The following is a 23,673-nucleotide window of genomic DNA, read 5'->3' on the forward strand; positions in this document are numbered from 1 at the left end:
ATATTTGAGTAATGAAAAGCAAAACCAATCAAGTAATCATAATCTACATCCTTATTTCAATGTTTGTAGCTATTGTTAGTCACAAATTATTACTACAATATATATCTAATGAAAACCTTCCGTTTTTCACTTTTACCAAGGACCTTTTATTCGTACTGTTTACTGGTTTAATTTTCAAGCTCATTCTCTCGAAAAATGACAACCGAAACGTCGCCATTTTTGAAAAACTCAAAAATACAAATGACGAAATAAAAGAATCAAATGAAAAATACAACATCGTAGCTAAAGCAACTAGCGATACCATTTGGGATTGGAAGATACAGGAAGACAGCTTTTCTTGGAACAAGGGAATTGAAAGTGTTTTTGGATACAAAGAAAAAGATGTAGACGATAATTCAAATTGGTGGTTTGATAAAATTCATCCCGAAGACAGTATTAAAATGTCCATTAGACTTTACTCTTTTATAGAACAAAAAACAGAAAATTGGCAGGATCAATATCGCTTTAGATGCGCTGACAACTCCTATAAATATGTTCTAGACAGAGGCTTTTTATTAAAAGATGATACCGGTAAAGCAGTCAGAATGATTGGAGCCATACAAGATATTACCAAACAAAAAGAGGAAGAACAAAGACTTAAATTATTAGAGACCGTAATCACCCAGTCTAAAGATTCTATTATCATTACCGAGGCTGATTCCAGTGATGCTAAAATTCCAAACATAATTTATGTAAATCCTGCTTTTTCAATCATGTCAGGATACGAAGCTGCTGAAATCATTGGTAAATCCCCCGATTTATTTAATAGCCCAAATTCAGATAGTAACGAACTAAAAAAACTGTTAGCTGCTATTAAAAATAAGGAAGAATGCCTTATCGAGACGATAAGCTACACTAAAAACAAAGAGGAATATTGTGTACGCCTCTCTATGATTCCCATTTACAACTTAGACAATGAACTTTCGCATTGGATTTCAATCCAACGAGACATAACTGATGAGAAAAAGCAAGAAAGAGAAAAAGAGCAACTCATTAGAGAATTAACGCAAAACAATAAAGACCTAAAGCAATTTTCTTATATTACCTCGCATAACCTCAGAGCACCATTATCAAATTTAATAGGCTTACTGAATTTAGTAGAAGACATCCCGATCGAAAACCAAGAATTACAGGAGATTTTAAGCGGTTTTAATAAATCTACTCATTTATTGAACGACACAATCAACGACCTAGTAAAGGTAATCGTCATAAAAGACAATCCTTCCATTAAAAAAGAGGCGGTCTTTATTAAAGAAATATTTGAAAATGTTTTTAGTCAGCTTAATTTCCAAATTGAATTACACAAGCCAATCATTAAACTCGATTTTGAAAAAGTTGCTATCATTAATATCAATAAAGCATATATAGAGAGTATATTATTGAATCTATTAACCAATTCCATAAAATACAAATCTGAGAACAGAAAGCTCAAGATAACGATTACCACTCACGAAATTGATGATACTGTTGTTTTAATTTTTAAAGACAATGGCATCGGTATCGACTTGGTTCGAAACAGAGACAAAGTTTTTGGGCTTTACCAACGCTTTCATAACTACCCAGACAGCAAAGGACTTGGGCTATATTTGGTTAAATCACAAGTTGAAACAATGGGGGGAACTATCGAAATTGAAAGCGAAGTTAATAAAGGAACTACATTTACATTAACATTTAAAAACAGACAATAATGTTAGATCAAATTTTATGTATTGATGACGATCCTATAACACTTATGCTTTGCAAAAAAGTAATTATTAGATCATCATTTTCTAATGAAATAATCACATCCCAGAATGGCGAAGAAGCTCTTAATTTCTTCAACACCATTAAGTATACTAACAACAAAACTAATCCAATAACACAACCACAGCTTATTTTTTTAGACTTAAACATGCCCGTAATGGGCGGTTGGGAATTTTTAGATTATTTCAACAGTACAGAATTTGAAGAATTCAATACCATAAAGGTTGTTGTACTTACTTCAACAATTGACCCAGAGGACTTGGAAAAATCCAAGAAATACCCAATGGTTATTGACTTTTTATCAAAACCAATCAGTCAGTCTATGCTGGAATACTTAAAAGACAAATTAAAATAATAATGGTTATATACAAAAAAAGCCCTCATAAAATGAGAGCTTTTTTTGTATGTAATAAATTGTGTTAATTACAATTTAGAAACAAGTTTCGTTAATTTAGATTTTAAATTAGAAGCTTTGTTATCATGAATAATGTTCTTTTTAGCTAACTTATCAATCATAGAGATCACGTTTGACAATTTAGATGTAGCATCTGTCTTATCAGTAGCTATTCTTAATGCTTTGATTGCATTACGAGTAGTCTTGTGCTGGTATCTGTTTAATACTCTTCTCTTTTCGTTAGTTCTGATTCTCTTTAGAGCTGATTTATGATTTGCCATTTTATTGCTTTTTTATCTTTTACTATTTTATTGTAGTCCGTAAGGGAATCGAACCCCTGTTACCAAGACGAAATCTTGGCGTCCTAACCCCTAGACGAACGGACCATTATCCCCTAAGTTTTATCAATCTGAATTGAATTTTGTAGCCCGTAGCGGAATCGAACCGCTCTTACATGGATGAAAACCATGCGTCCTAACCGATAGACGAACGGGCCCTACTTCCCTCTAAGTTCAGGAAAACTTTAGTCTGCAATAAAAATAGTAGCCCGTAGCGGAATCGAACCGCTCTTACATGGATGAAAACCATGCGTCCTAACCGATAGACGAACGGGCCCTGCTTCTCTAATGCGGATGCAAAAATACAACTATTTTTGAGACGCACAATAGCTGATGCAAAAAAAAAATTTTTTTTTTAATATGCCTTCGCAAACAACACCCTTCCAACTGAACTTTCTCCAGTAAAAACACAGCTTCCCGTCGCTTTTACCCTATCTAATGGAATACATCTGATGGTCGCTTTAGTCAAGTCTTTAATCTTTTCTTCCGTAGCTGCAGTTCCGTCCCAATGTGCTGATACAAAACCTCCTTTAGTATCTAAAACTTCTTTAAACTCCTCAAAACTGTTTACCTCGGTAATATGTGTATTTCTATAATCTAATGCTTTTTCGAACAATTCTTTTTGAATTTGCTTCAATAAATCACTGACATAAGTTTCAATTCCATCTTTAGAAATTACTTCTTTAGACAAAGTATCTCTTCTTGCAACCTCAAAAGTTCCATTTTCTAGATCTTTTGGACCTACAGCAATTCGTACTGGCACCCCTTTCAACTCCCATTCCGCAAATTTAAAACCAGGCTTCTGAGTAGTTCTATCATCAAATTTCACAGAGATATTTAATTTTCTTAGAGCTGCAGTCAAAACATTTACCTCAGCTCTTATAGCATCCAACTGCTCATCTGTTTTATAAATAGGAACAATCACTACCTGAATAGGTGCTAAACTAGGAGGCAATACCAATCCTTGATCATCTGAATGCGTCATTACTAATGCACCCATTAAACGAGTAGATACACCCCAAGATGTTCCCCAAACGTGCTCTTGCTTTCCTTCAGCATTTGCAAATTTAACATCAAAGGCTTTAGCAAAATTCTGACCCAGGAAATGCGAAGTTCCTGCCTGTAGCGCTTTTCCGTCTTGCATCAAAGCTTCAATACAATACGTTTCCTCTGCTCCCGCAAAGCGCTCTGTTTCTGTCTTTATTCCTTTTATAACTGGAATTGCCATGAAATTCTCGGCAAAATCAGCATATACATTCATCATTTTTTCCGATTCTTCAACTGCTTCTGCTTTTGTTGCATGGGCCGTATGACCCTCTTGCCATAAAAACTCTGCTGTTCTCAAAAACAATCTGGTTCTCATTTCCCATCGCACCACGTTAGCCCACTGATTGATCAACAGCGGTAAATCTCTGTAGGATTGAACCCAACCCTTATAAGTAGACCAAATAATTGCCTCACTGGTGGGACGAACAATTAATTCTTCTTCTAATTTTGCATTCGGATCTACCATTAATTTACCGGGTCTGTCTGGATCGTTTTTTAACCTATAATGGGTCACGATCGCACATTCTTTAGCAAATCCTTCCGCATTTTTTTCTTCGGCTTCAAACATGCTTTTTGGCACAAATAATGGAAAATAGGCATTTTGATGTCCCGTTTCTTTAAACATTCGATCCAATTCTGCTTGCATTTTTTCCCATATCGCGTAACCATAAGGTTTGATAACCATACAGCCTCTAACTCCTGAATTTTCGGCTAAATCGGCTTTGACAACCAACTCATTATACCATTTTGAATAATCGTCTGCTCTCGTAGTTATGTTCTTACTCATACTGAATAGTTTGGCACAAATTTTGCATTAATAATTTTAAATAAATAGTTCCACAAAACTAACTATTTTTGTAATGTCCAACAATAAAAACTCCATATATATGAAAACTAGTACTCTTTCCTTCCGAAATCCGACAATATACTACTTAGTTGGATTTTTGAGCATTTTGTTTACATCCTGTGGCTCTTACCAAAATAGCTCTTACTATGATTCTGATGGAATATATGGTAATACTACAAGAAGAGCTGTTGCAGGAGAGACAGAAAATACTCCAAACAATCAATATAAAGACTATTTTGGGTCTTTACAAAACGACAATCAACCTGTAGAAATTTTTACAGATGTAGACAATTATAATGATTTTAGCACTGAAGACGACTCTCTACAAGACAACGGAAGCTATCCTGGTTGGGGCAGTAATCCTCAAGGTGTAAGCATAAACATCTACGACAACAATTGGGGCATGAATAATTGGGGATGGAACGGTGGTTTTGGCTGGGGAATGAACAACTGGTATGGAAACAACTGGGGATGGAATGGCGGTTTTGGTTGGGGAATGAACAACTGGGGCTGGAATGGCGGTTTTGGATGGGGTATGAATGCCGGTTTTGGATGGAATAATTGGTATGGAAACAATTGGGGCTGGAACAATTGGCAGGGTAACAATTGGGGATATCCTAATTCCAATAATAATGGCGGTTATTCCTATAATAGAGGCCGAAGAGGTTCTTCCTACACCACCAATACGAGTACAGATAGAAATTACAACACCCGAAATTCAGCAAACTACTCTAGAAACCAAGGAAATACCGTTAACCGTAGAAACGATTTTAATGGTAGAGGAAATACAAATACTGATTTCCGACGAAATAGTGCAAACGGATTCAATAGGAACAGTCCAACCTTTTCAAGAAATCAAGGACAATCTCAAAACAACTCGAATTACAATACAAGTAGAAGAGGAAGTGGTAACGCTACTCGAAACCAAAGCAACAGACCAGAAAGATCCTATACTCCAAGTTCAACAAACGACAACAGTTCAAGATCATACAGCCCTAGCAATAGTGGATCAAGCAGCTCCAGAGGATCAGGTAGCAGCGGAAATTCTGGAGGTGGCGGTAGATCATCCGGAGGTGGCGGTAGAGGCGGCAGAGGATAATCACTACGAAGTTCCTTTCTTTTTTATAGTATTAAATTATAACGATTCCATTATATGAAAAAATATTTTTTTTTAGTAGCATTAGGCTTCACTATCAGCGTTGCGCAATCACAAGAAATCTCTGATGCACTTCGCTATTCACAAGATAATTTGAGCGGTACAGCTCGGTTCAGGGCTATGAGTGGTGCGTTTGGAGCATTAGGAGGAGATTTATCTTCCATAAATGTAAATCCAGCAGGTTCCGCCATTTTTTCGAATAACCAAATGTCCATTACTCTAAGTAATTACGACCTTAAAAACAATTCGAACTACTTTGGAACCTCAACGACCGAAAAAAACAATTCTTTCGATTTAAATCAAGCTGGAGCTGTCTTTGTATTTAACAGCAAAGGGAATAGCAATTGGAAAAAAGTTTCGCTCGGTATCAATTATGAAAATACTAATAATTTTGATAATGGATTATTTTCCGCAGGAACGAATCCAAACAATTCAATAGCTAATTACTTTTTGAGCTATGCCAACAATTCAAATAATGGAGCCCCTGTCCCGCAAGAATTTGTAAACAGAGTACCTGGAGAAACAATCTCAGATTTATATTCATTTTTAGGGACTAGTCTTCCTAATAATCAATATCAAAACTTAAACGGATTCTCCGCTCAGCAAGCATTTTTAGGATATCAAGGCTTCGTCATTGATGCCGTTGACACCAATAACAACAACTCTCCTTATACTTCAAATGTTCCAGCTGGAGGAAATTATTACCAAGAAAATTCTATCTATAGCACTGGTTATAATGGAAAACTATCTTTTAATGCTGCAACATCATATAATGATAAGTTATATATAGGACTTAATTTGAATTCTCATTTTACTGACTATCGCAAATCATCCACTTTTTATGAAGATAATAATGCACCCGTAACAGCAGATTATACTGTAAGCAGATTGAGTTTTGAAAACGATTTATACACGTATGGCACAGGATTCTCGTTCCAAGTAGGAGCCATTGCAAAATTGACAAATGAAGTTCGTGTGGGTCTTGCTTATGAATCATCTACATGGTACAACTTAAATGATGAATTATCTCAAAGACTAGTTGTCGTAAGGAGTGCTTCAAATGCTGATGATATCACTAATGATATAAATCCTCAGTACGTAAACAGGTACGAACTTTATAAACTGCAAACACCAAGTAAGTTAACTGGAAGTTTTGCTTATGTTTTTGGGAAATCCGGTTTAATAAGCGTTGATTATGCTATGAAGGATTACAGTAATACTAAATTCAAACCTGAAAATGATTCTTATTTTAATAATTTAAATAGTGAAATGAATTCCACTTTAGCCTCTACTGGCGAATTAAGAATAGGCGCTGAATATAAAATTGAGGCTTTAAGTTTAAGAGCAGGATACCGCTACGAACAAAGCCCGTACAAAAATGCTGTAACTGTAGGCGATTTGACTGGTTATTCAGGTGGTTTAGGTTATAGTTTTGGCTCAACAAAAGTTGATTTAGCCTACTCGTATGCCAAAAGAAATACACAACAAGGATTTTTTAGTCAAGGACTTACTGATGGCGCAAGCATAGATGCTGTAAACAACGCTGTTTCACTAACCTTGCTATTCGAATTATAAAGTACTAAAATTAGTATAAGAAATCCGTTTCGTGATTATGAAACGGATTTTTTTTAGCCCTGATGGCAGTGAAAATCCTCCCGCTTTTTAGCGGGAGATTGCAACGAACAGCAGGAATAGCTCCATAAAAAACACAAAGTTTTATGGTTCGAAACGAATTAATAGAAACTGAAACAAGTTCAGTTTAAATAAAAATTGTAATTTTGCAAAATTCCCAAATTATAGGGATTCTAATGATATGAGAACGAAGTCTTTAAAAAAGAATAAAATAAACGTGATCACTCTTGGGTGTTCAAAGAATGTATATGACAGTGAAGTACTTATGGGTCAGCTTCGCGCAAGCGGAAAAGACGTTACGCACGAAGCTCCGGAAGCCGAAGAAGGAAATATTATTGTAATAAATACTTGTGGGTTTATTGATAATGCTAAGGCAGAATCAGTGAATATGATTTTAGAGTATGCTGATAAAAAAGAAAGAGGACTTGTTGACAAAGTATTTGTTACCGGATGTTTGTCAGAACGTTACCGTCCCGATTTAGAAAAAGAAATCCCTAATGTGGATCAGTTTTTTGGCACTACGGAATTGCCTGCTTTACTAAAAGCTTTAGGCGCTGATTACAAGCATGAATTATTAGGAGAACGTTTAACGACCACCCCTAAAAACTACGCTTATTTAAAAATTTCAGAAGGTTGCGATAGACCCTGTAGTTTTTGTGCAATCCCATTAATGCGAGGAAAAAATGTTTCCCAAACTATTGAAAAACTAGTAAAAGAATCTGAAGGGCTAGCTAAAAATGGCGTAAAAGAATTAATTTTGATAGCTCAGGATTTGACCTATTACGGTTTGGATATTTACAAAAAAAGAGCCCTTGGAGAATTATTAGAAGCGCTAGTTAAGGTAGAAGGAATCGAATGGATTCGTTTGCATTATGCTTTCCCTACTGGGTTTCCTATGGAAGTATTGGAAATCATGAAGCGAGAGCCTAAAATTTGTAATTATTTAGATATTCCATTGCAACACATTTCAGATTCAATTTTGAAATCTATGCGTCGTGGAACTACTCAAGCAAAAACAACTAAATTACTAAAAGAATTCCGCGCTGCGGTTCCGGGAATGGCTATTCGTACGACTTTAATTGTAGGTTATCCAGGAGAAACGCAAGAGGATTTTAACATACTGAAAGATTTCGTTCAAGAAATAAAGTTTGATAGAATGGGTTGTTTTGCCTATTCTCATGAAGAAAATACACATGCTTATTTACTTGAAGATGATGTTCCAGACCAGGTGAAGCAAGATCGTGCCAATGAAATAATGGAATTACAATCACAAATTTCTTGGGATTTAAACCAAGAAAAAGTAGGGCTAGTTTTCAAATGTATTATCGATAGAAAAGAAGGAGGTCATTTTGTAGGACGCACAGAATTTGATAGTCCTGATGTAGATAACGAAGTCTTAATAGATGCTTCAAAGCATTATGTGAAAACTGGCGAATTTGTTCTAATAAAAATTACAGAAGCAACAGAATTTGATTTATACGGAGAACCCGCTTAAATTTATAATATTTGATTTAAAACATTAATTATGAAACCACTTCAATCTATTCTAACGGTCCTGTTTATTGCATTATTTTCAAATACTGTTTCCGCACAATTTGGAAATGGTGGATTCAATAATGGTTATGGAAATAATAATGGTGGTAATCGCCGCATGAATAGTTCGATGGATCAAAATAGAACACAGGAAAAACCGAAGGAGATTCCTGTGGAAGTTACGGTTGCAAAAATAATCGAGCGAATAAAACCCGAACTCCTTCTAGATGAACTTCAAGTAGTGGCTCTTTCTAATATTTTGAACGAGAGCATTAGAACGCAGGGCATGCTTATGAAGGCGGAGACTAGCCAAGAACTTAAAATGGAAAACTTGAAAGTTCTTGCAGAGGTTACAGATAGAAAAATAATGGAGTTACTGAATAAGGACCAGAAAGAAAAATTTGTCGCCCTTAATGAAGCGGCAAAAAATCCGAAAAAATCCAAAAAAAAATCTAAATAATTGCTTACAGCCCATTGTTAAATAAACCTACATGAGAAAAATTTTTTATTATCTGATTTTTGCCGGCATTATTACTTCCTGCTCTCCCAATCCTTACAAAAAAAGTGAGAAAGTATATGACGAGAAACTTAAATCATTAAAAGAAACTATTTCAAATAAAGATCCGCATCCTTTGCCGGTCATTCCTCATGTAATACTAAATATTGATACTTTATACACACAGCAATTACAGACTTATAAAGACACGATTTTCAAAATGGGTTCTACCCCATTAGAAAACGGAATCAATACAGAATGGATAGGAACCGTAAATTTTAATTTAAGAAAACCTAACTTCATTATTATTCATCATACCGCACAAGATTCTCTGCAACAAACCATAAATACATTTACAAAAATAGCGCCGCAAGTAAGCTCTCATTATGTAATTTCAGATGATGGTAAAGTGATTCAAATGCTAAATGACTATTTAAGAGCTTGGCACGCTGGAAATGGTTCTTGGGGAAAAAATACGGATATTAATTCTACATCAATAGGTATTGAACTAGACAATAATGGATCTGAAGTTTTTTCTGAACTGCAAATCAACAGCTTACTGGCTCTTTTAACTAAGTTGAAAAAAGACTACAATATTCCGGCCCAAAATATTATAGGTCACGCTGATATTGCACCAACGCGGAAAAAAGATCCAAGTGCTTTATTTCCATGGAAAATATTAGCCGAAAAAGGGTTTGGAATTTGGCCTGATACTTTTTTAGAGACCCCTCCCGCTACTTTCAATATAGAACAAGGCTTACGAATAATAGGATATGATACTAAGAATTTGTCCGCTGCAATTATCGCATTCAAGCTACATTTTATTCAAACTGAAGTAAATGATCTTTTAGATGAAAAAACGATAAACACTATTTATTCTATTTATAAAAAGCAATAAACAAGTACGGGATTAAAAATTAAAAACTTCTTCTAGGCTTCTTATAAGACTATTTTTAGTTGTACTAGTTATTACACAATACCACAAAAAGCTATCTTACTACTAATAATATACTGTCAATCCCCTATTTTTTTACATTGATATTTAGAAATTAATAGCCAAAAAAATTAAATTATTACGAATTCGATGGTCAACTATTTAGTACAACTGATCAAATGTACGCAAGGTTAAATCGAGAAAAATCAGTAAAATTTAATTCCAGATTCAAAAATGAGTTCATGATTTCAAAATTGATAGTCTGTGATAAAAACCTTTATTTAAACCAAAGCTAAAATATTACAAAGTGTTTAGTTCAATCATTTCATGCAGAGCAAGAGCTATTTTAACCAACGATCTTTTCAATACAATAATTCCAACACCTTTCCTCTTCTAGGATTAAAAAAGAACGAATCGTTGCAAAAAGTTCGCTTTTCAATATTTTGATTTTACTTACTTTACCTTATAAAAAAACTGCCAAAATACTTAAAAGCATTCTGGCAGCAAAAAAAAAAATAGTATTGGAATTAGAATGAATAGGTAGTTGCGAGTAAAGCATAAGCAGTTACTCCTTTTGGTGCAGCATCACTATTTGAAAAGATATCCTCTGAGGCCATATCTACGCGAAACTCTGGTATAATAGTCAGATTTCCCACTTTATAATTTAAGGACAAGGTATTACCCACAACGCTCGTCCCAGCAAGCAAACCTAGTCCTGCGGTAGCCTCCTTAGCATCTAAATATTCCAATCTGTAGGCTAAACTTAAAGATTCTTTGAAAGTTACATTTGCATATCCTACTAAAGAAAACCATTCGCCATCTAACGCCTTATTAAAATCGTTATTAGTCATTGCGTACGTTCCATTGAACCCTAGTGAAAAAACGTCACTTACTTTTTTTGTTCCCACAAAGTCAAATTGGGTTTTATTTTCGTCTGATGATGGATTACTACTACCTGAAGTTACATTAAAGTAAGCACTCCCGCTATCTCCCAAAAATGCTACCTGCCCGATAAATGTTTTCTGAGAGGAACCCGCTTCAATTGCTGTTTTAAAATCGGTTGGGTTCGAAACACCAGCCATAAGGCTAAACTTTCCTGATGTATATTGTGCTTTTACGCCCGTATTAAAGAAAGGACCATAAGTAAATGCATAAGACATACTGTAATTCTTATTATCGACTGCATCTACTAATTCATATCCAATGTGAGTACCAAAGCTTCCAGCGGTTACTTTAAATTTATCTGAAAATTCATAAGTAAAATTCAATTGTTTAATCATAAATGTTTCCGGCCCATCATTATAAGTAAATTGAGCCGCTCTATTTCCAAAACCTAAATCTACAAAAACAGATGCTTTACCCATTTTATGGGAAGCCTCGATAGAAGCCATTCCTAATTCAAAGGAGTTATGAGAATTCGTAAAACTCGTTAAACTGTTATCTATCCCAGAAAAATCATACTTGTAATAGGCGTCCGCTGATCCTGCAAAAGTGGTTGCTGGAGCAGGAGTTGTTTCTTGTGCAAATGTTAAGGTAGTTGTTAGTAAAATTACTAAAGTAGCTAGTTGGTTTTTCATGTTTGGTTGTTTTGATTCGTAATAAGTTTGATAATTAATCGGTTTTGGTTTTAATTTTTGGAGTTTTAAGACAGTATTAGATCAATAAATAATTATTTTTAATGCCTTTTATACCCTAAAATTCTCTTTTTATTAAAGCGAATTTATTAACTTTTATCCCACTTGAATTACTATTTTCTACTTTTTTATCGAGATTTAAGAAGAATTATCAATAACGAAAAATGAATAAAATTAAATGTTTATTCCCTATTTTTTAGGACCTATTTTAAAAATTCAATAATATTATTTTATTCTTTACCCCTGTTTTTTTTGAATTTTTAAATAATTTTTTAGTTTTTAAATCCAAAAATATCGTTTTTAAACGTTTTATTTTAAAGACACCCCCATTAAAAAATACATTTTAAATAAAAATAAATAATTTATCAAAAAAATACAAAACAACAAATTATTTGATTTATTCTTGCTAAAATAATGTTACACCCTATTTTGACAACGCCCAAACCATCGATTTAAAGCATCGAAACAAATTGCTCTTTATTTTTTTTATGAAAATTTTAATTGTGTTTAGTTTCCTTTTTTATTATTTTTAGGAAATGAATCAAATACTGGTCAAAACTTGTTTATTTTTAGCATTGGTCACTTTCTCTTTTGTATGGATAAGTGATGGATTTGCTGTACTAACTGGTGATAAAAAATTTGATTTTTACGAACAATCAGAAAAGAACTTAGAGGAAAATAATTTAGAAACCCAAGCAAAAACACTTTTCCTAACGACTATTGAATGTCACCACTCTTTAGAATTTTTTACTTTCGAAAAAATCAGGATTCATTCTACTGATTTGTTTAGCATGAAGGAATATGCCTTACAAAATACTACTCCACCACCAAAGCAAGGATAACGAATTCCAGCGTCCATAATAAAAAGGAAATACACGTACAAAAAGCTTAAAAAAACACCTAGATAAAAATCTATACTATAATGAGAAATATATTCACAATACTCGCACTTTCACTTACAGTCTCAGTGATGGCACAAACTCATGAGATTACAAAACATAACGGAGAAACAATGGAGGTAAACTTCATTAAAATTGAAAACAATTTAGTTTACTATACCAATGTAGAAAGCAACGAAGAAAAGAAAGTTAGCCAATTCGCAATTTCCCAACTACACGAAAAATCGAAAAATGAAGCTAAAACCATATCCGAAAAGATAATACCATCTGGCAAGGCCGATTATACGAAAGTCATCGTGTTAAACGCCTCACAAACCGAAGGCCTACGAGAATCCGGTACGATTACAAGCTTTTTAGGAAAAACTAAAGGAGAAAGTAATCAATCTTTTAAGGATGGAGCAGCAAGAAGATTAAAACAAAATGCGGCTGATAAAGGATATCCTTTTATTGTGATTCTTTCCACCAAGTCTAAAGATTTAAAAGCAGTTATGTATACCTATTAAGAAAGGGACATACGCTTTGCAAGGAAAGACACAAAGCGCTTTTGATCAGAGCAAAAAAATAAAACGAGAATAGATTTTGTAAATACAATTTCTATTCTCGTTTTTTAATTAAACTATAGCTTTCCCTTTTGAAGAAAAAAATATTATTCGATAACTAAAGATTTCATATTCATAAATTCTTTGATTCCAACCGCTCCTAACTCCCTACCATAACCAGATTTTTTTATTCCCCCAAAAGGAACTCTCGAATCCGAACGGACTAAGGAATTCACAAAAACATTTCCTGCTTCTATTTTTCTTGCTAGTGTATAGGCATGCTCACGGTCTTCAGTCCAGATTGCAGCAGCTAATCCATATCTATGAGTATTGGCAATGGCAATGGCATCATTTTCATCTTTGGCTCTACTAACCGTTGCCAGTGGACCAAAAGTTTCTTCCTGAAATGCAATTGAATCAACGGCTACGAAATCAATTAAAGTAGGCTGGAAATTACAGCTTTCCCACTCTCCTCCGACTATTAATTTTGCTCCTTGTTTTAGTGATTTTTCCAATTGATCACCTAAAGTTTCTGCTAAATCTAATCGAGCCAAAGGTCCCATATGAATTCCTTCTTGTACTGGATTACCCTGTTTTAATGCTTTTATATTTTGCGTAAAAAGTGACACAAATTCATCAGCTACTTTTTCTGTAACTATAAAACGTTTCGCGCAGATGCAAGCCTGACCCGCGTTTAACATTCGGGATTGTGCCGCAACATGGGCGGCTTTCTCTAGCTCAGCATCATTTAACACGATAAAAGCATCTGAACCTCCCAACTCCATTACTGTTTTTTTTATGTGTTTTCCCGCCAATGAAGCTACTGAAGAACCTGCCCCCTCGCTACCGGTCAAAGTAATACCATGGACAATATCAGAAGCTATAACACTTTCGACTTGCGGTATTTCAATGCTTATTTGTTGAAAAACTCCTTCAGGAAAACCGGCTTCTAAAAAAGCACTTTCAATCGCCTTAGCACACCCAATTACATTGGATGAATGTTTTAAAAGGGTAACGTTTCCCGCCATAATTGCTGGTGCGGCATAACGCAGTACTTGCCAAAAAGGATAATTCCATGGCATTATTGCAAAAACAGCTCCCATAGGATCATAAACAGACATGCTCTTGAATGGTGTGCTATAATATTCGTCTTGCAACATTTCCTCTGCATGCTCTGCGTAAAAATCACAATTACTTGCTGATTTTTCAACTTCAGCCATACTTTCAGCTATAATTTTGCCCATCTCATTCGTAATAAGCAATCCTAATTTTTCTTTATTTTCTCTTAAAATAACCGCAAGTCTTTGCATTTTATCTGCTCTTTCTTGAAAAGAAGTAGTTTTCCAATCTTTAAAAGCGTTTTCAGACAATTTAAGCTTGTGATTGAGTTGCGTATTTGTTAATACTTCATGTTCAGCAATCACTTCTTGTGAAAATGGATTTATGGATTTAAAGATCATGTTCGTTGTATTTAAAATTCGTTGTAAAGGTAGTTAGGAAGCAGCTGAAAATGTTTTCAAATTCATGCTAAAATTATCCAATTGCTTTTTATTAGATCTGATTGAAAAGAAATCAGTTTGGCAATTATAATTCTTTACTTTAGAAGAAAGTGCCAATATAACCTTTTAGGTTCTTACGTTTTCTACTTATTAAAAAAATTGACTTTATAGAGTTCTCTAGCGTAATGGTATGGAATTTAGGAGTTAATTTCCATAAAAATCGAATCCAACAATTCAAATATTTTTTCTTTATCCAATGGTTTTGTAATGTAATCGACGAAACCAAACTGCAAGATTTTTTCTCTATCTTCAAAAGAAGAATAAGCAGTCTGCGCTATTACAGGAAGCTCTGGTTTAATGGCTCTTATTTGTTCGAATGCTTCGAAACCATTTAAAATAGGCATTTTGATATCCATAAAGACCAAACTAATATTGGGATTTTCAACACAAATAGCTACGGCTTCTTGGCCATTATGCGCTCGCAAAACCGTATGATTTTTTGATTCAATAATCTTCTTTAACAACAAGAAATTAATATTATCGTCCTCAGCAATTAAAATTATTTCGTTCTCATGATTACCCGGAAACGAAATTGACTTCTTTTGAATATTTTTATTTATTGTTTGATCAAACCGCAAGGGTATTGTAAACGTAAAAATAGATCCAAACCCAATTGTTGATTTCACATTTATTTCGCCACCTAACATTTCGACATACGCCTTAGTAATAGACAAACCAAGGCCTAGTCCTGTGGTGTCATTTGTGGAATTATCTTCAATTCTTCTGAAGCGATCAAAGATGATTTTTAAATAATTTTCACTAATTCCAAGGCCCGAATCTTCGATCGTGAACTCTAAAAGTTCTTTTTCTTTATTTATTTTATATCCAAAGGAAACAAAACCTTTCTCTGTAAATTTAACGGCATTTGTAATTAAATTTACGATAATCTGTTTCAGTTTCGTTTCGTCAGTAATAATAGCGCCTTGCAGGACCTCAGGATTTTTTACAATATAAAACTCGATATCTTTATCTTTGGGAATAGTAATCTTAATGGCGTGATATAGTTCTGCGATACATTTTTCTAAATCCAACCCTTTATAATTTGGCGTAATTTGCTTCGCATCAATTTTAGACATTTCAATCAAATCCTCAATAATGGAAACCAAGCTATTTCCGCTATTTTTTATGATTTTTAAATAGTCTATTTTTTCCTTTTCTTTCAAATTAGCATCCATTAGTAAATCACTAAAGCCAATTATGGCATTCATGGGAGTCCTAATCTCATGCGACAAATTAGCTAAAAAAGCAGATTTTAAAGTATCGCTTTCTTCTGCCTTTTGTTTAGCGATTTCTAATTGTTTCCGTTGATTGCTATTTTCTTCAAAAAGATTCCCAATATAACCAAACTCGCCTTTGGATTTCTTTAAACTCGTTATTGAATTACTACTGCCTGTTTCTAAGATATTTTTAATTAATTTTAAAGGATCGTAAACCCATTTTTTAGTATAGTAGATGAAAATAAAAATATTAATGATCGAAGCTATGACCACTATAAAAAGAATTTCTTTCGTTTTACTGTAATTTAAATTAAAAGGTCTTTTAAAAAGCAACGTGCTTACTATGTTATTTTTCCAATCCTTTAAATTTAGCCCAACAGTTACAAAATCATCTTCCGCCTTAATTTTTTGATTTGCAAATGCTATACTAACTTTAGAACTACTAATATCTTCTAAAGACTCGAAAAAAGACGCATCTAAAAGTCGAGCCATAAAAAAATAACCGGAAGGTTTTGTTTTATTCTTTTTTGGATCATTAGAAGGATGTATTGTCGCACCAAAAACTTCAACAACACCTTCTGGAAGCTTAATATAGAACCTTTTAAATTTAGAGTTATAAAGTGCAGTCATCATCTCCTTAGGAATAAAGTCAAAACTTTTAATCTTAGATGATCTTGTCTTATTTAATAATTTGCGGTCTAAATCATAAATCCCAACGTAATCTGCCTCATAGGATTGAAATTCATTAGAGATGTATTTATTATACCATTTATTATCCTTTGTTTTGGTGAATTGAACTAACTCATCCCAAAATGTAACATCTATAACTGTGGCAGTTGGTGTTCTAGAGTTCAGTATAAATAAGGATTTTACTTCATTGTTATATCGACTGTGAGTAGTTTTATAAAAGTGCTGTTCTTCTTGAACGGTATAAAGGTATAAGGAAGTATAAAGTATAAAAAAGAATACAGTCGCTGAGGCGATCAGCAACAATAGCTTAAAATAGGTATTCAGGTTAATTAATCTCTTCATATTGTAGGCAGATAAAAAAAGAGAAACCAAAAACATCTTACTTGATGTTTTGTAGGATATATCACTTTTTTTGCTGGCGCAAGTTATGTTTTTTTTATGATAAAAAAAAACTGCAACTATTTAAACTCATGAAGTTCATCATTATAACATCTGTTTTACAATCGTAAACTTTCCAACAAAATCTTTAACTTAACTGTTGCCAATTTTAAACTACACAATAGATTTTTTCCAACTAATTTTACAGATTTACTACTTGTTACATTCCACTTTGTTTTTATCTTTTAAAGGACAAGACGATCAAGTTGAAATGCTAACTTTTGTTCCACCACTACTGCAACTAGTGTTGTAATACGCCATTAGTAAATTCAGTACTAGGCGTCTTCAAATTAGTTGCTTGGAGAAATTTAAAATGAAATTATAATTAATTTAAGCGTGTAATGGTTAGATTGTGGTGTGTTGCTAAAAATTTTTAGGATATTGGGTTGCCAATACAATTCGTAATTCTAAATAAAAATAATTTTGACAAGTAATCTATATTCTCTTAGCTACAGGTTCAATCTGAAAATTCCCTTGGTACTACTATCCCTTCAATACGTGCAGTCATAAAGTCAATTTTACTTTTTTTTCACTTCATTTACATTAAAAGTGTACCCATAAAAAAACCAGCTGGATTAGAGCTGGTTGTTTTATTTTTACCCAAAAAATTACAAAGGAATGTTTCCGTGTTTTCTATTCGGAGTGATACTTTCTTTATTTTCAAGCATACTAAATGCTTTTATCAATTTGCGGCGGGTATCTTGTGGTAAAATCACCTCATCCACAAAACCACGTTGTGCAGCAGTGTAAGGATTAGCAAACAAAGTGGCATATTCTGCTTCTTTTTCTAATAATTTTGCTTCATGATCGTCTGCATCACTGATTTCTTTTTTGAAAATAATTTCAGAGGCACCTTTAGCTCCCATTACGGCAATTTCAGCAGTTGGCCAAGCAAAATTCATATCGGCACCAATGTGTTTTGAATTCATCACATCGTACGCACCTCCATAAGCTTTTCGTGTAATAACCGTCACTCTTGGCACGGTCGCTTCGCTTAAGGCATACAATAATTTAGCTCCATGAACTATAATACCATTCCACTCCTGATCCGTTCCAGGTAAAAAACCTGGTACATCCACCAAAACCAATAAAGGAATATTAAAACAATCACAAAAACGGGTAAATCGTGCCGCTTTTTTGGAACTGTTCACATCCAAACAGCCTGCTAAAACCATAGGTTGATTAGCAATAATACCAATGCTTTTTCCTCCCAATCGAGCAAAACCCACCAGAATATTTTCAGCATAATTTTTATGAACTTCAAAAAACGAATCTTCATCAATAATCCCACCAATTACACTATGCATGTCATACGGTTTATTAGGATTATCAGGAATTATATTTGATAATTGCTCCCGAATCTCATTCCCTAATTCATAAGGCAAATCGCGGGCTGTTTCTTTATTGCTCTGTGGCAAATAGCTCAGCAATCGCTTGAGATCCTCTAAACATTCTACATCATTTGCAGAAGTGCAGTGCGCCACACCTGACTTAGTTGAATGTGTACTTGCCCCTCCTAATTCCTCTGAGGTTACAGTTTCATTGGTTACGGTCTTAACAACATTGGGTCCTGTGACAAACATATAACTAGTATCTTCTACCATCAAAGTAAAATCAGTCATGGCAGGAGAATAGACCGCTCCACCAGCGCAGGGGCCCATAATAGCTGAAATCTGAGGAATCACTCCTGAAGCTTGAACGTTTCTATAAAAAATATCGGCATAACCACCCAAAGAACGCACACCTTCCTGAATACGTGCTCCGCCAGAATCGTTTAATCCTATCATTGGCGCTCCCATTTTGACCGCCATATCCATGACTTTACAAATTTTTTCGGCATGAGTTTCTGACAATGAACCGCCAAAAACAGTGAAATCTTGGGCAAATATATAAACCAATCTTCCATTTATAGCTCCGTATCCTGTGATAACACCATCGCCATAATACAATTCTTTTTCCATTCCAAAATCAGAAGTACGGTGTGTGACCAACATTCCAATTTCTTCAAAAGATCCTTCATCCATTAAGTACTCAACACGCTCTCTGGCGGTTAATTTTTTATTGGAATGTTGTTTCTCGATGCGTTTTTTACCACCACCTAAATGCGCTTCGGCAATTTTATTGTTTAATACTTTTATTTTAGATTCCATAATTTACTGAATTGGTAATCGTATGATTTTCTGATCTTCAAAATACTGTTTCATAGCCACAAGAGCTGCAATTTCGACTTCTTTAGCCATTTGGTTTTTCAATATCTCCGCATTGTAATATTTCTTTACAAAATGAGTGTCGAAATTTCCCGAACGAAAGGCTTCATGTTCAAAAACAAACTTCCCAAAAGGCAAAGTAGTTTGTACTCCTTCCACATGATACCCATCAATCGCTTTAATCATCAACTGAATCGCTTCTTCACGAGTTGCTCCATAAGTAATTAACTTGGCCACCATAGGATCGTAATAAATAGGGATATCCATGCCTTGTTCAAAACCATTATCGACGCGTATATTTTCACCCACAGGCAATTCATATACCTCCAAGTTCCCAACACTTGGTAGAAAGTCATTTGTAGGATCCTCTGCATAGACTCTCAATTCGACAGCGTGACCTTTGATTTTTAAATCTTCTTGCTTCATCGATAAAACTTCGCCTCTCGCTACTCTGATTTGCAATTCTACTAAATCAGTACCTGTGATCCATTCTGTAACAGGGTGTTCCACTTGCAAACGGGTATTCATTTCAAGGAAATAGAAGTTATTATTTTCGTCCAATAAAAACTCTACTGTTCCCGCACCTAAATAATCACATGATTTAGCCACTAAAACAGCCGCTTCTCCCATTTGCTTGCGCAATTCAGGCGAGAGAACGGATGAAGGTGCTTCTTCAATTACTTTTTGGTGACGACGCTGGATGCTGCATTCCCTTTCGAATAAATACAATATATTTCCGTGACTGTCAGCCATAACTTGAATTTCGATATGCCGTGGTGAGGCTACATATTTTTCGATAAAAACAGAACCATCCCCAAAGGCTGCAATTGCTTCGCTAATTGCACGGTTCATTTGAGATTCAAAATCACTTTCACTTTCCACCACACGCATTCCTTTTCCACCGCCACCGGCTGAAGCTTTTATAAGAATAGGAAAACCGATTGCTTTAGCAGCTACTTTTGCTTTTTCGATATCTGTAATTGCTTCGTCTACACCTGGAACCATAGGAATATTATAGTCTTTAACAGCCTCTTTAGCTGCTAATTTACTCCCCATAACCCTAATAGCTTTGGATTTTGGACCAATGAATATGATGTCATTTTTTTCACACTCTTCAGCAAAATCTGCATTTTCACTCAAAAATCCATAACCAGGATGAATTGCATCTACATTTAAGGTTTTGGCTACCTCAATGATTTTGTGTCCTAGCAAATAGGATTGACTTGAAGGTGCTTCACCAATCCAAACCGCTTCATCAGCAAATTTTACGTGAGGTGCATTTCGATCTACAGTTGAATAAACGGCAACTGTTTTAATGCCCATTTTTTGTGCGGTTTTCATTACCCTGATGGCAATTTCCCCTCTATTGGCAACTAATATTTTTTTCATTTTGATTATTTTAACCACAGATTCGCTGTTTTTTAATTCTACTAGACTCCCTTATGTTGGGGTCCTCGATTTTGAATAAGCAAATTAGCGGTAATTTATTATTCGAATTCAATTAAAAGTTGCCCTTTCTCTACTGCATCTCCCATAGCAATTGAAATAGATTTGATAACCCCATCACGTGGCGAAAGGAAACTGTTTTCCATTTTCATGGCTCCAAGAATGATTAGATTATCGTTTTCTTTCACTTCTTGACCCACCACAACACTAATTTCCAAAATTAGTCCAGGCATAGGCGCTTTAATGAAGTTTACCTGTTTGGTAATACCCACTTCAAATCCCATTTCCTTGATGAGCAAGTCGAGGTGATTTGCTATCGTTACGGTATAAGTGTTGTTGTTTACCTTAACGGTATAGCTTTTTTGATTGAAATCGGACGTTAGGATTTCCGCTTTAAAAGGGGTGTTTTCATGTAGTATATGGAATTTATTTGTTTCCATACGCACTGCGTCTAATTGTGAAATATCCTTCTTTTCAATATCAAAATGAAAAGTGTCATTTACATTTACTTTATAACCAATACTCATAAGTACATTTTTTATTGGATGTAAAAATAAGTAAAGAAAACGTTTGCGTACATTTAAAACAGATGTTTTATGCTAATTTAGTATAGTTTTACTAAAATAAATTTACAAAACTAGTAACCCAAATTCTCTTAAGGTTTTGATGGGTTTTGAATACCAAAATAATTCGAAGTCTTCCAATTGAGTTTCAAAATCAGATTTAATTTCTTGAAAAATATAAATTTTAGCATTGGAAACGGAGATTTTTAGAAGTATTTCGGTCAACCATTCCCCTTCCTTTTTATTAGTTTGAATACTAAAACTTTCTTTTTTATCATGAAAAGTCAACGTCATCAATTCCCAAGAATTCCCTTTTTTAGATTTAGTAAAATTTTCTATAAAGGGCTTCCCTCCCAACCAAACAATTTTGGCAGTTGGCTTTATGTAAAAATCATCCTCTTCTTCTAAAGCATCAAAAATGAAATCAGGCGAGATTTTAGTTTTTGGAATTTTAAACTCGAACCAATCCTGCAATTCATAATCAAAACAGATTCCGTGCATGAAGTTGAACAAGGATTTCTTGAGTCCAAAACTGAATTTATCATGATCGATTCCGGTTGAATCGGTATAATTAATATCGTTATTAGCGAAAGTTCCAATCGCTTCGGTTTCCTTTACCACACCAAACTTCTCTGGATACAAGCCAACTGGACTATGTGCCGTCATAGCAAATTGATGCCAAAAACTAGATTGTAAAACGCCAACTTCAAACAATTGTCTTACCATTTCGAGACTGTCTACCGTTTCCTGAATCGTTTGTGTAGGATATCCGTACATCAAATAGGCATGAACCATTACACCTGCTTCAGTGAAATTCCGAGTCACTTTCGCGACTTGTTCGACCGTAACCCCTTTATCTATTAACTTTAATAATCGATCCGAAGCGACTTCGAGACCACCAGATACAGCGATACAACCAGAAGCTTTTAGTAGCAAACATAAATCTTTTGTAAAACTTTTTTCAAATCGAATGTTCGTCCACCACGTAACTGCTAATTTCCTGCGAAGAATTTCGAGTGCCAAAGCCCGCATTAGAGCTGGAGGAGCGGCTTCATCAACAAAATGAAATCCGTTCTCGCCTGTTTGAGCAATCATTTCCTCCATTCGATCACACAATAAATTGGCAGCAACGGGTTCGTAGATCTTAATATAATCCAAAGAAATATCACAAAAAGTACATTTTCCCCAATAACAACCGTGTGCCATAGTTAGCTTATTCCAGCGACCGTCGCTCCACATGCGGTGCATTGGATTCACAATTTCGATAACCGAAATGTATTTATCCAAAAGCAAATCTGAATAATCAGGCGTGCCCACTTGCGCTTGTTTATAATCGTGTTTTAGGGAATTATTTTTGTAAACCACTTTTCCATCTTCTAATAAAAAAGTCCTCTTATATAGCTTCTCTTCTATCGACTCCGCTCGGGATGACGCGCTCGAAGTGACAGCATTTATTAATTCTTCAATTGGTCTTTCGCCATCATCCAACGTGATATAATCAATGAACTCAAAAACGCGTGCATCTGAAAGCGAACGAAGTTCTGTATTTGGGAAACCGCCACCCATTGAAATTTTAATTTTCGGATAATGCTTTTTGACCCATTGAGCGGAACGAAAGGCTGCATATAAGTTTCCTGGAAACGGAACTGAAATCAGCAACATTGTGGGTTGGATATTCTCTATTTTTTCTTTTAGAATCGAAAGAAGAGTAGTATCAATATAGGTTGGTTCTTGCTGTAAAGCTTCATACAATTCATCAAACGAATTAGCGCTTCGACCCAAACGTTCCGCATAGCGACTGAATCCAAAATTAGAATCAACACATTCTACTATAAAATCAGAGATATCTTCAAGGTACAAAGTCGCCAAATGTTTCGCTTTGTCCTGTGTTCCCATAGTACCGAAAGCCCAATCTAATTCTTCTAATTGTGCAAATCGGGACGCTTCTGGCAAGAAATCTTCTTGACAAATTTGGAGTGCTAATGTTGGATTTTTTCCTTGTAAAAATGCAATTACAGGGTTGATTGTTTTGATGTATTCGTCTTGTAAAGCGTAAATACGTTTGGAATTATCTGAAATTTTTAGAACGTTAAATTTTAAACTTGAAACTTTAAACAAATCTATAAGCCCTTCTTTTGAAAACAATTTCAAAATCACTTCGATGCCTAAATCCGCTTGTACCGATTCAATGCCTTTAGTATTCAGAAACCCTTTAATATATGCGGTTGCTGGATACGGTGTATTCAGTTGGGTAAAAGGCGGCGTAATTAAAAATAATTTAGTTTTCAAAAGAAATAAGTTTTGTGCAAAAATAAGGGATAT

At 34.6% G+C, this 23,673-nt stretch carries 18 protein-coding genes and 3 tRNA genes; 9 read left to right on the top strand and 12 right to left on the bottom strand.

What is annotated here, in order from left to right:
- The first annotated feature begins 11 nt into the window (after positions 1–11).
- Together IWX83_RS06360 and IWX83_RS06365 are read left to right on the top strand one after the other, a co-directional pair.
- Complete coding sequence (locus tag IWX83_RS06360) at positions 12–1,727, top strand: PAS domain S-box protein (protein WP_196828440.1); 1,716 nt, start codon at positions 12–14, stop codon at positions 1,725–1,727.
- Positions 1,727–2,137 (top strand): response regulator, encoded by a 411-nt coding sequence (locus tag IWX83_RS06365; protein ID WP_073355042.1) that lies wholly within the window; start codon positions 1,727–1,729, stop codon positions 2,135–2,137. The genes IWX83_RS06360 and IWX83_RS06365 overlap by 1 nt, the downstream gene beginning before the upstream one ends.
- 68 nt (positions 2,138–2,205) lie before the next feature.
- Here IWX83_RS06365 and rpsT read toward each other — a convergent pair whose 3' ends face one another.
- The 5 genes from rpsT to proS all read right to left on the bottom strand — a co-directional run bounded on the left by rpsT (position 2,206) and on the right by proS (position 4,348).
- Entirely contained in the window at positions 2,206–2,457 is a 252-nt protein-coding gene (gene rpsT / locus IWX83_RS06370; RefSeq protein ID WP_066078122.1) for a 30S ribosomal protein S20, read from the bottom strand.
- Positions 2,458–2,490: 33 nt separating this feature from the next.
- Positions 2,491–2,562 (bottom strand) — tRNA-Glu (locus IWX83_RS06375).
- Between the two features lie 38 nt (positions 2,563–2,600).
- Positions 2,601–2,672, bottom strand: a tRNA-Glu gene (locus tag IWX83_RS06380).
- Between the two features lie 47 nt (positions 2,673–2,719).
- Positions 2,720–2,791 (bottom strand) — tRNA-Glu (locus IWX83_RS06385).
- A gap of 78 nt (positions 2,792–2,869) precedes the next feature.
- Entirely contained in the window at positions 2,870–4,348 is a 1,479-nt protein-coding gene (proS, locus tag IWX83_RS06390; RefSeq protein ID WP_073355041.1) for a proline--tRNA ligase, read from the bottom strand.
- A gap of 100 nt (positions 4,349–4,448) precedes the next feature.
- Here proS and IWX83_RS06395 point away from each other — a divergent pair, with 100 nt between their 5' ends.
- From IWX83_RS06395 to IWX83_RS06415, 5 genes are all read left to right on the top strand, one after another.
- Complete coding sequence (locus tag IWX83_RS06395; RefSeq protein ID WP_196828442.1) at positions 4,449–5,507, top strand: hypothetical protein; 1,059 nt, start codon at positions 4,449–4,451, stop codon at positions 5,505–5,507.
- Between the two features lie 54 nt (positions 5,508–5,561).
- Entirely contained in the window at positions 5,562–7,139 is a 1,578-nt protein-coding gene (locus IWX83_RS06400) for an OmpP1/FadL family transporter (protein WP_073355037.1), read from the top strand.
- Positions 7,140–7,377: 238 nt separating this feature from the next.
- Positions 7,378–8,691, top strand: a complete 1,314-nt coding sequence (rimO, locus tag IWX83_RS06405; RefSeq protein WP_196828444.1) for a 30S ribosomal protein S12 methylthiotransferase RimO — start codon at positions 7,378–7,380, stop codon at positions 8,689–8,691.
- A 30-nt stretch (positions 8,692–8,721) separates the two neighbouring features.
- Positions 8,722–9,189 carry a hypothetical protein gene (locus tag IWX83_RS06410; protein ID WP_073355033.1) on the top strand — a complete coding sequence of 156 codons (468 nt, stop codon included), beginning with the start codon at positions 8,722–8,724 and terminating at the stop codon, positions 9,187–9,189.
- 31 nt (positions 9,190–9,220) lie between these two features.
- Positions 9,221–10,123 carry an N-acetylmuramoyl-L-alanine amidase gene (locus tag IWX83_RS06415; protein ID WP_196828446.1) on the top strand — a complete coding sequence of 301 codons (903 nt, stop codon included), beginning with the start codon at positions 9,221–9,223 and terminating at the stop codon, positions 10,121–10,123.
- Positions 10,124–10,686: 563 nt separating this feature from the next.
- Here the strand turns inward: IWX83_RS06415 and IWX83_RS06420 are convergent.
- The gene (locus IWX83_RS06420) at positions 10,687–11,736 is read right to left on the bottom strand and encodes an outer membrane beta-barrel protein (RefSeq protein WP_196828448.1); all 1,050 of its coding nucleotides are present in this window, start codon (positions 11,734–11,736) and stop codon (positions 10,687–10,689) included.
- Positions 11,737–12,329: 593 nt separating this feature from the next.
- Between IWX83_RS06420 and IWX83_RS06425 the strand changes: the two genes are divergently transcribed.
- Positions 12,330–12,635: a hypothetical protein gene (locus IWX83_RS06425; protein WP_196828450.1), complete on the top strand. Its 306-nt coding sequence runs from the start codon at positions 12,330–12,332 to the stop codon at positions 12,633–12,635.
- Between the two features lie 80 nt (positions 12,636–12,715).
- Positions 12,716–13,195, top strand: coding sequence for a hypothetical protein (locus IWX83_RS06430; protein WP_073355027.1), 480 nt, complete (start codon positions 12,716–12,718; stop codon positions 13,193–13,195).
- A 143-nt stretch (positions 13,196–13,338) separates the two neighbouring features.
- Here IWX83_RS06430 and IWX83_RS06435 read toward each other — a convergent pair whose 3' ends face one another.
- From IWX83_RS06435 to IWX83_RS06460, 6 genes are all read right to left on the bottom strand, one after another.
- Positions 13,339–14,691, bottom strand: coding sequence for an NAD-dependent succinate-semialdehyde dehydrogenase (locus tag IWX83_RS06435; protein WP_073355025.1), 1,353 nt, complete (start codon positions 14,689–14,691; stop codon positions 13,339–13,341).
- 236 nt (positions 14,692–14,927) lie between these two features.
- On the bottom strand, positions 14,928–17,039 hold the full coding sequence (locus IWX83_RS06440) for a response regulator (RefSeq protein WP_196828452.1): 2,112 nt from the start codon (positions 17,037–17,039) through the stop codon (positions 14,928–14,930).
- A 704-nt stretch (positions 17,040–17,743) separates the two neighbouring features.
- On the bottom strand, positions 17,744–19,285 hold the full coding sequence (locus IWX83_RS06445; RefSeq protein ID WP_196828453.1) for an acyl-CoA carboxylase subunit beta: 1,542 nt from the start codon (positions 19,283–19,285) through the stop codon (positions 17,744–17,746).
- Positions 19,286–19,288: 3 nt separating this feature from the next.
- The gene (gene accC, locus IWX83_RS06450) at positions 19,289–20,731 is read right to left on the bottom strand and encodes an acetyl-CoA carboxylase biotin carboxylase subunit (protein ID WP_196828455.1); all 1,443 of its coding nucleotides are present in this window, start codon (positions 20,729–20,731) and stop codon (positions 19,289–19,291) included.
- A gap of 98 nt (positions 20,732–20,829) precedes the next feature.
- A complete protein-coding gene (locus IWX83_RS06455) occupies positions 20,830–21,315 on the bottom strand; it encodes an acetyl-CoA carboxylase biotin carboxyl carrier protein subunit (protein WP_196828457.1) in 486 nt (161 codons plus the stop codon).
- Positions 21,316–21,417: 102 nt separating this feature from the next.
- The gene (locus IWX83_RS06460) at positions 21,418–23,640 is read right to left on the bottom strand and encodes a radical SAM protein (protein WP_196828459.1); all 2,223 of its coding nucleotides are present in this window, start codon (positions 23,638–23,640) and stop codon (positions 21,418–21,420) included.
- Positions 23,641–23,673: the final 33 nt, after the last annotated feature.

The organism is Flavobacterium sp. CG_9.1 (assembly GCF_015751645.1).
Taxonomy (GTDB): Bacteria; Bacteroidota; Bacteroidia; order Flavobacteriales; family Flavobacteriaceae; genus Flavobacterium; species Flavobacterium xanthum.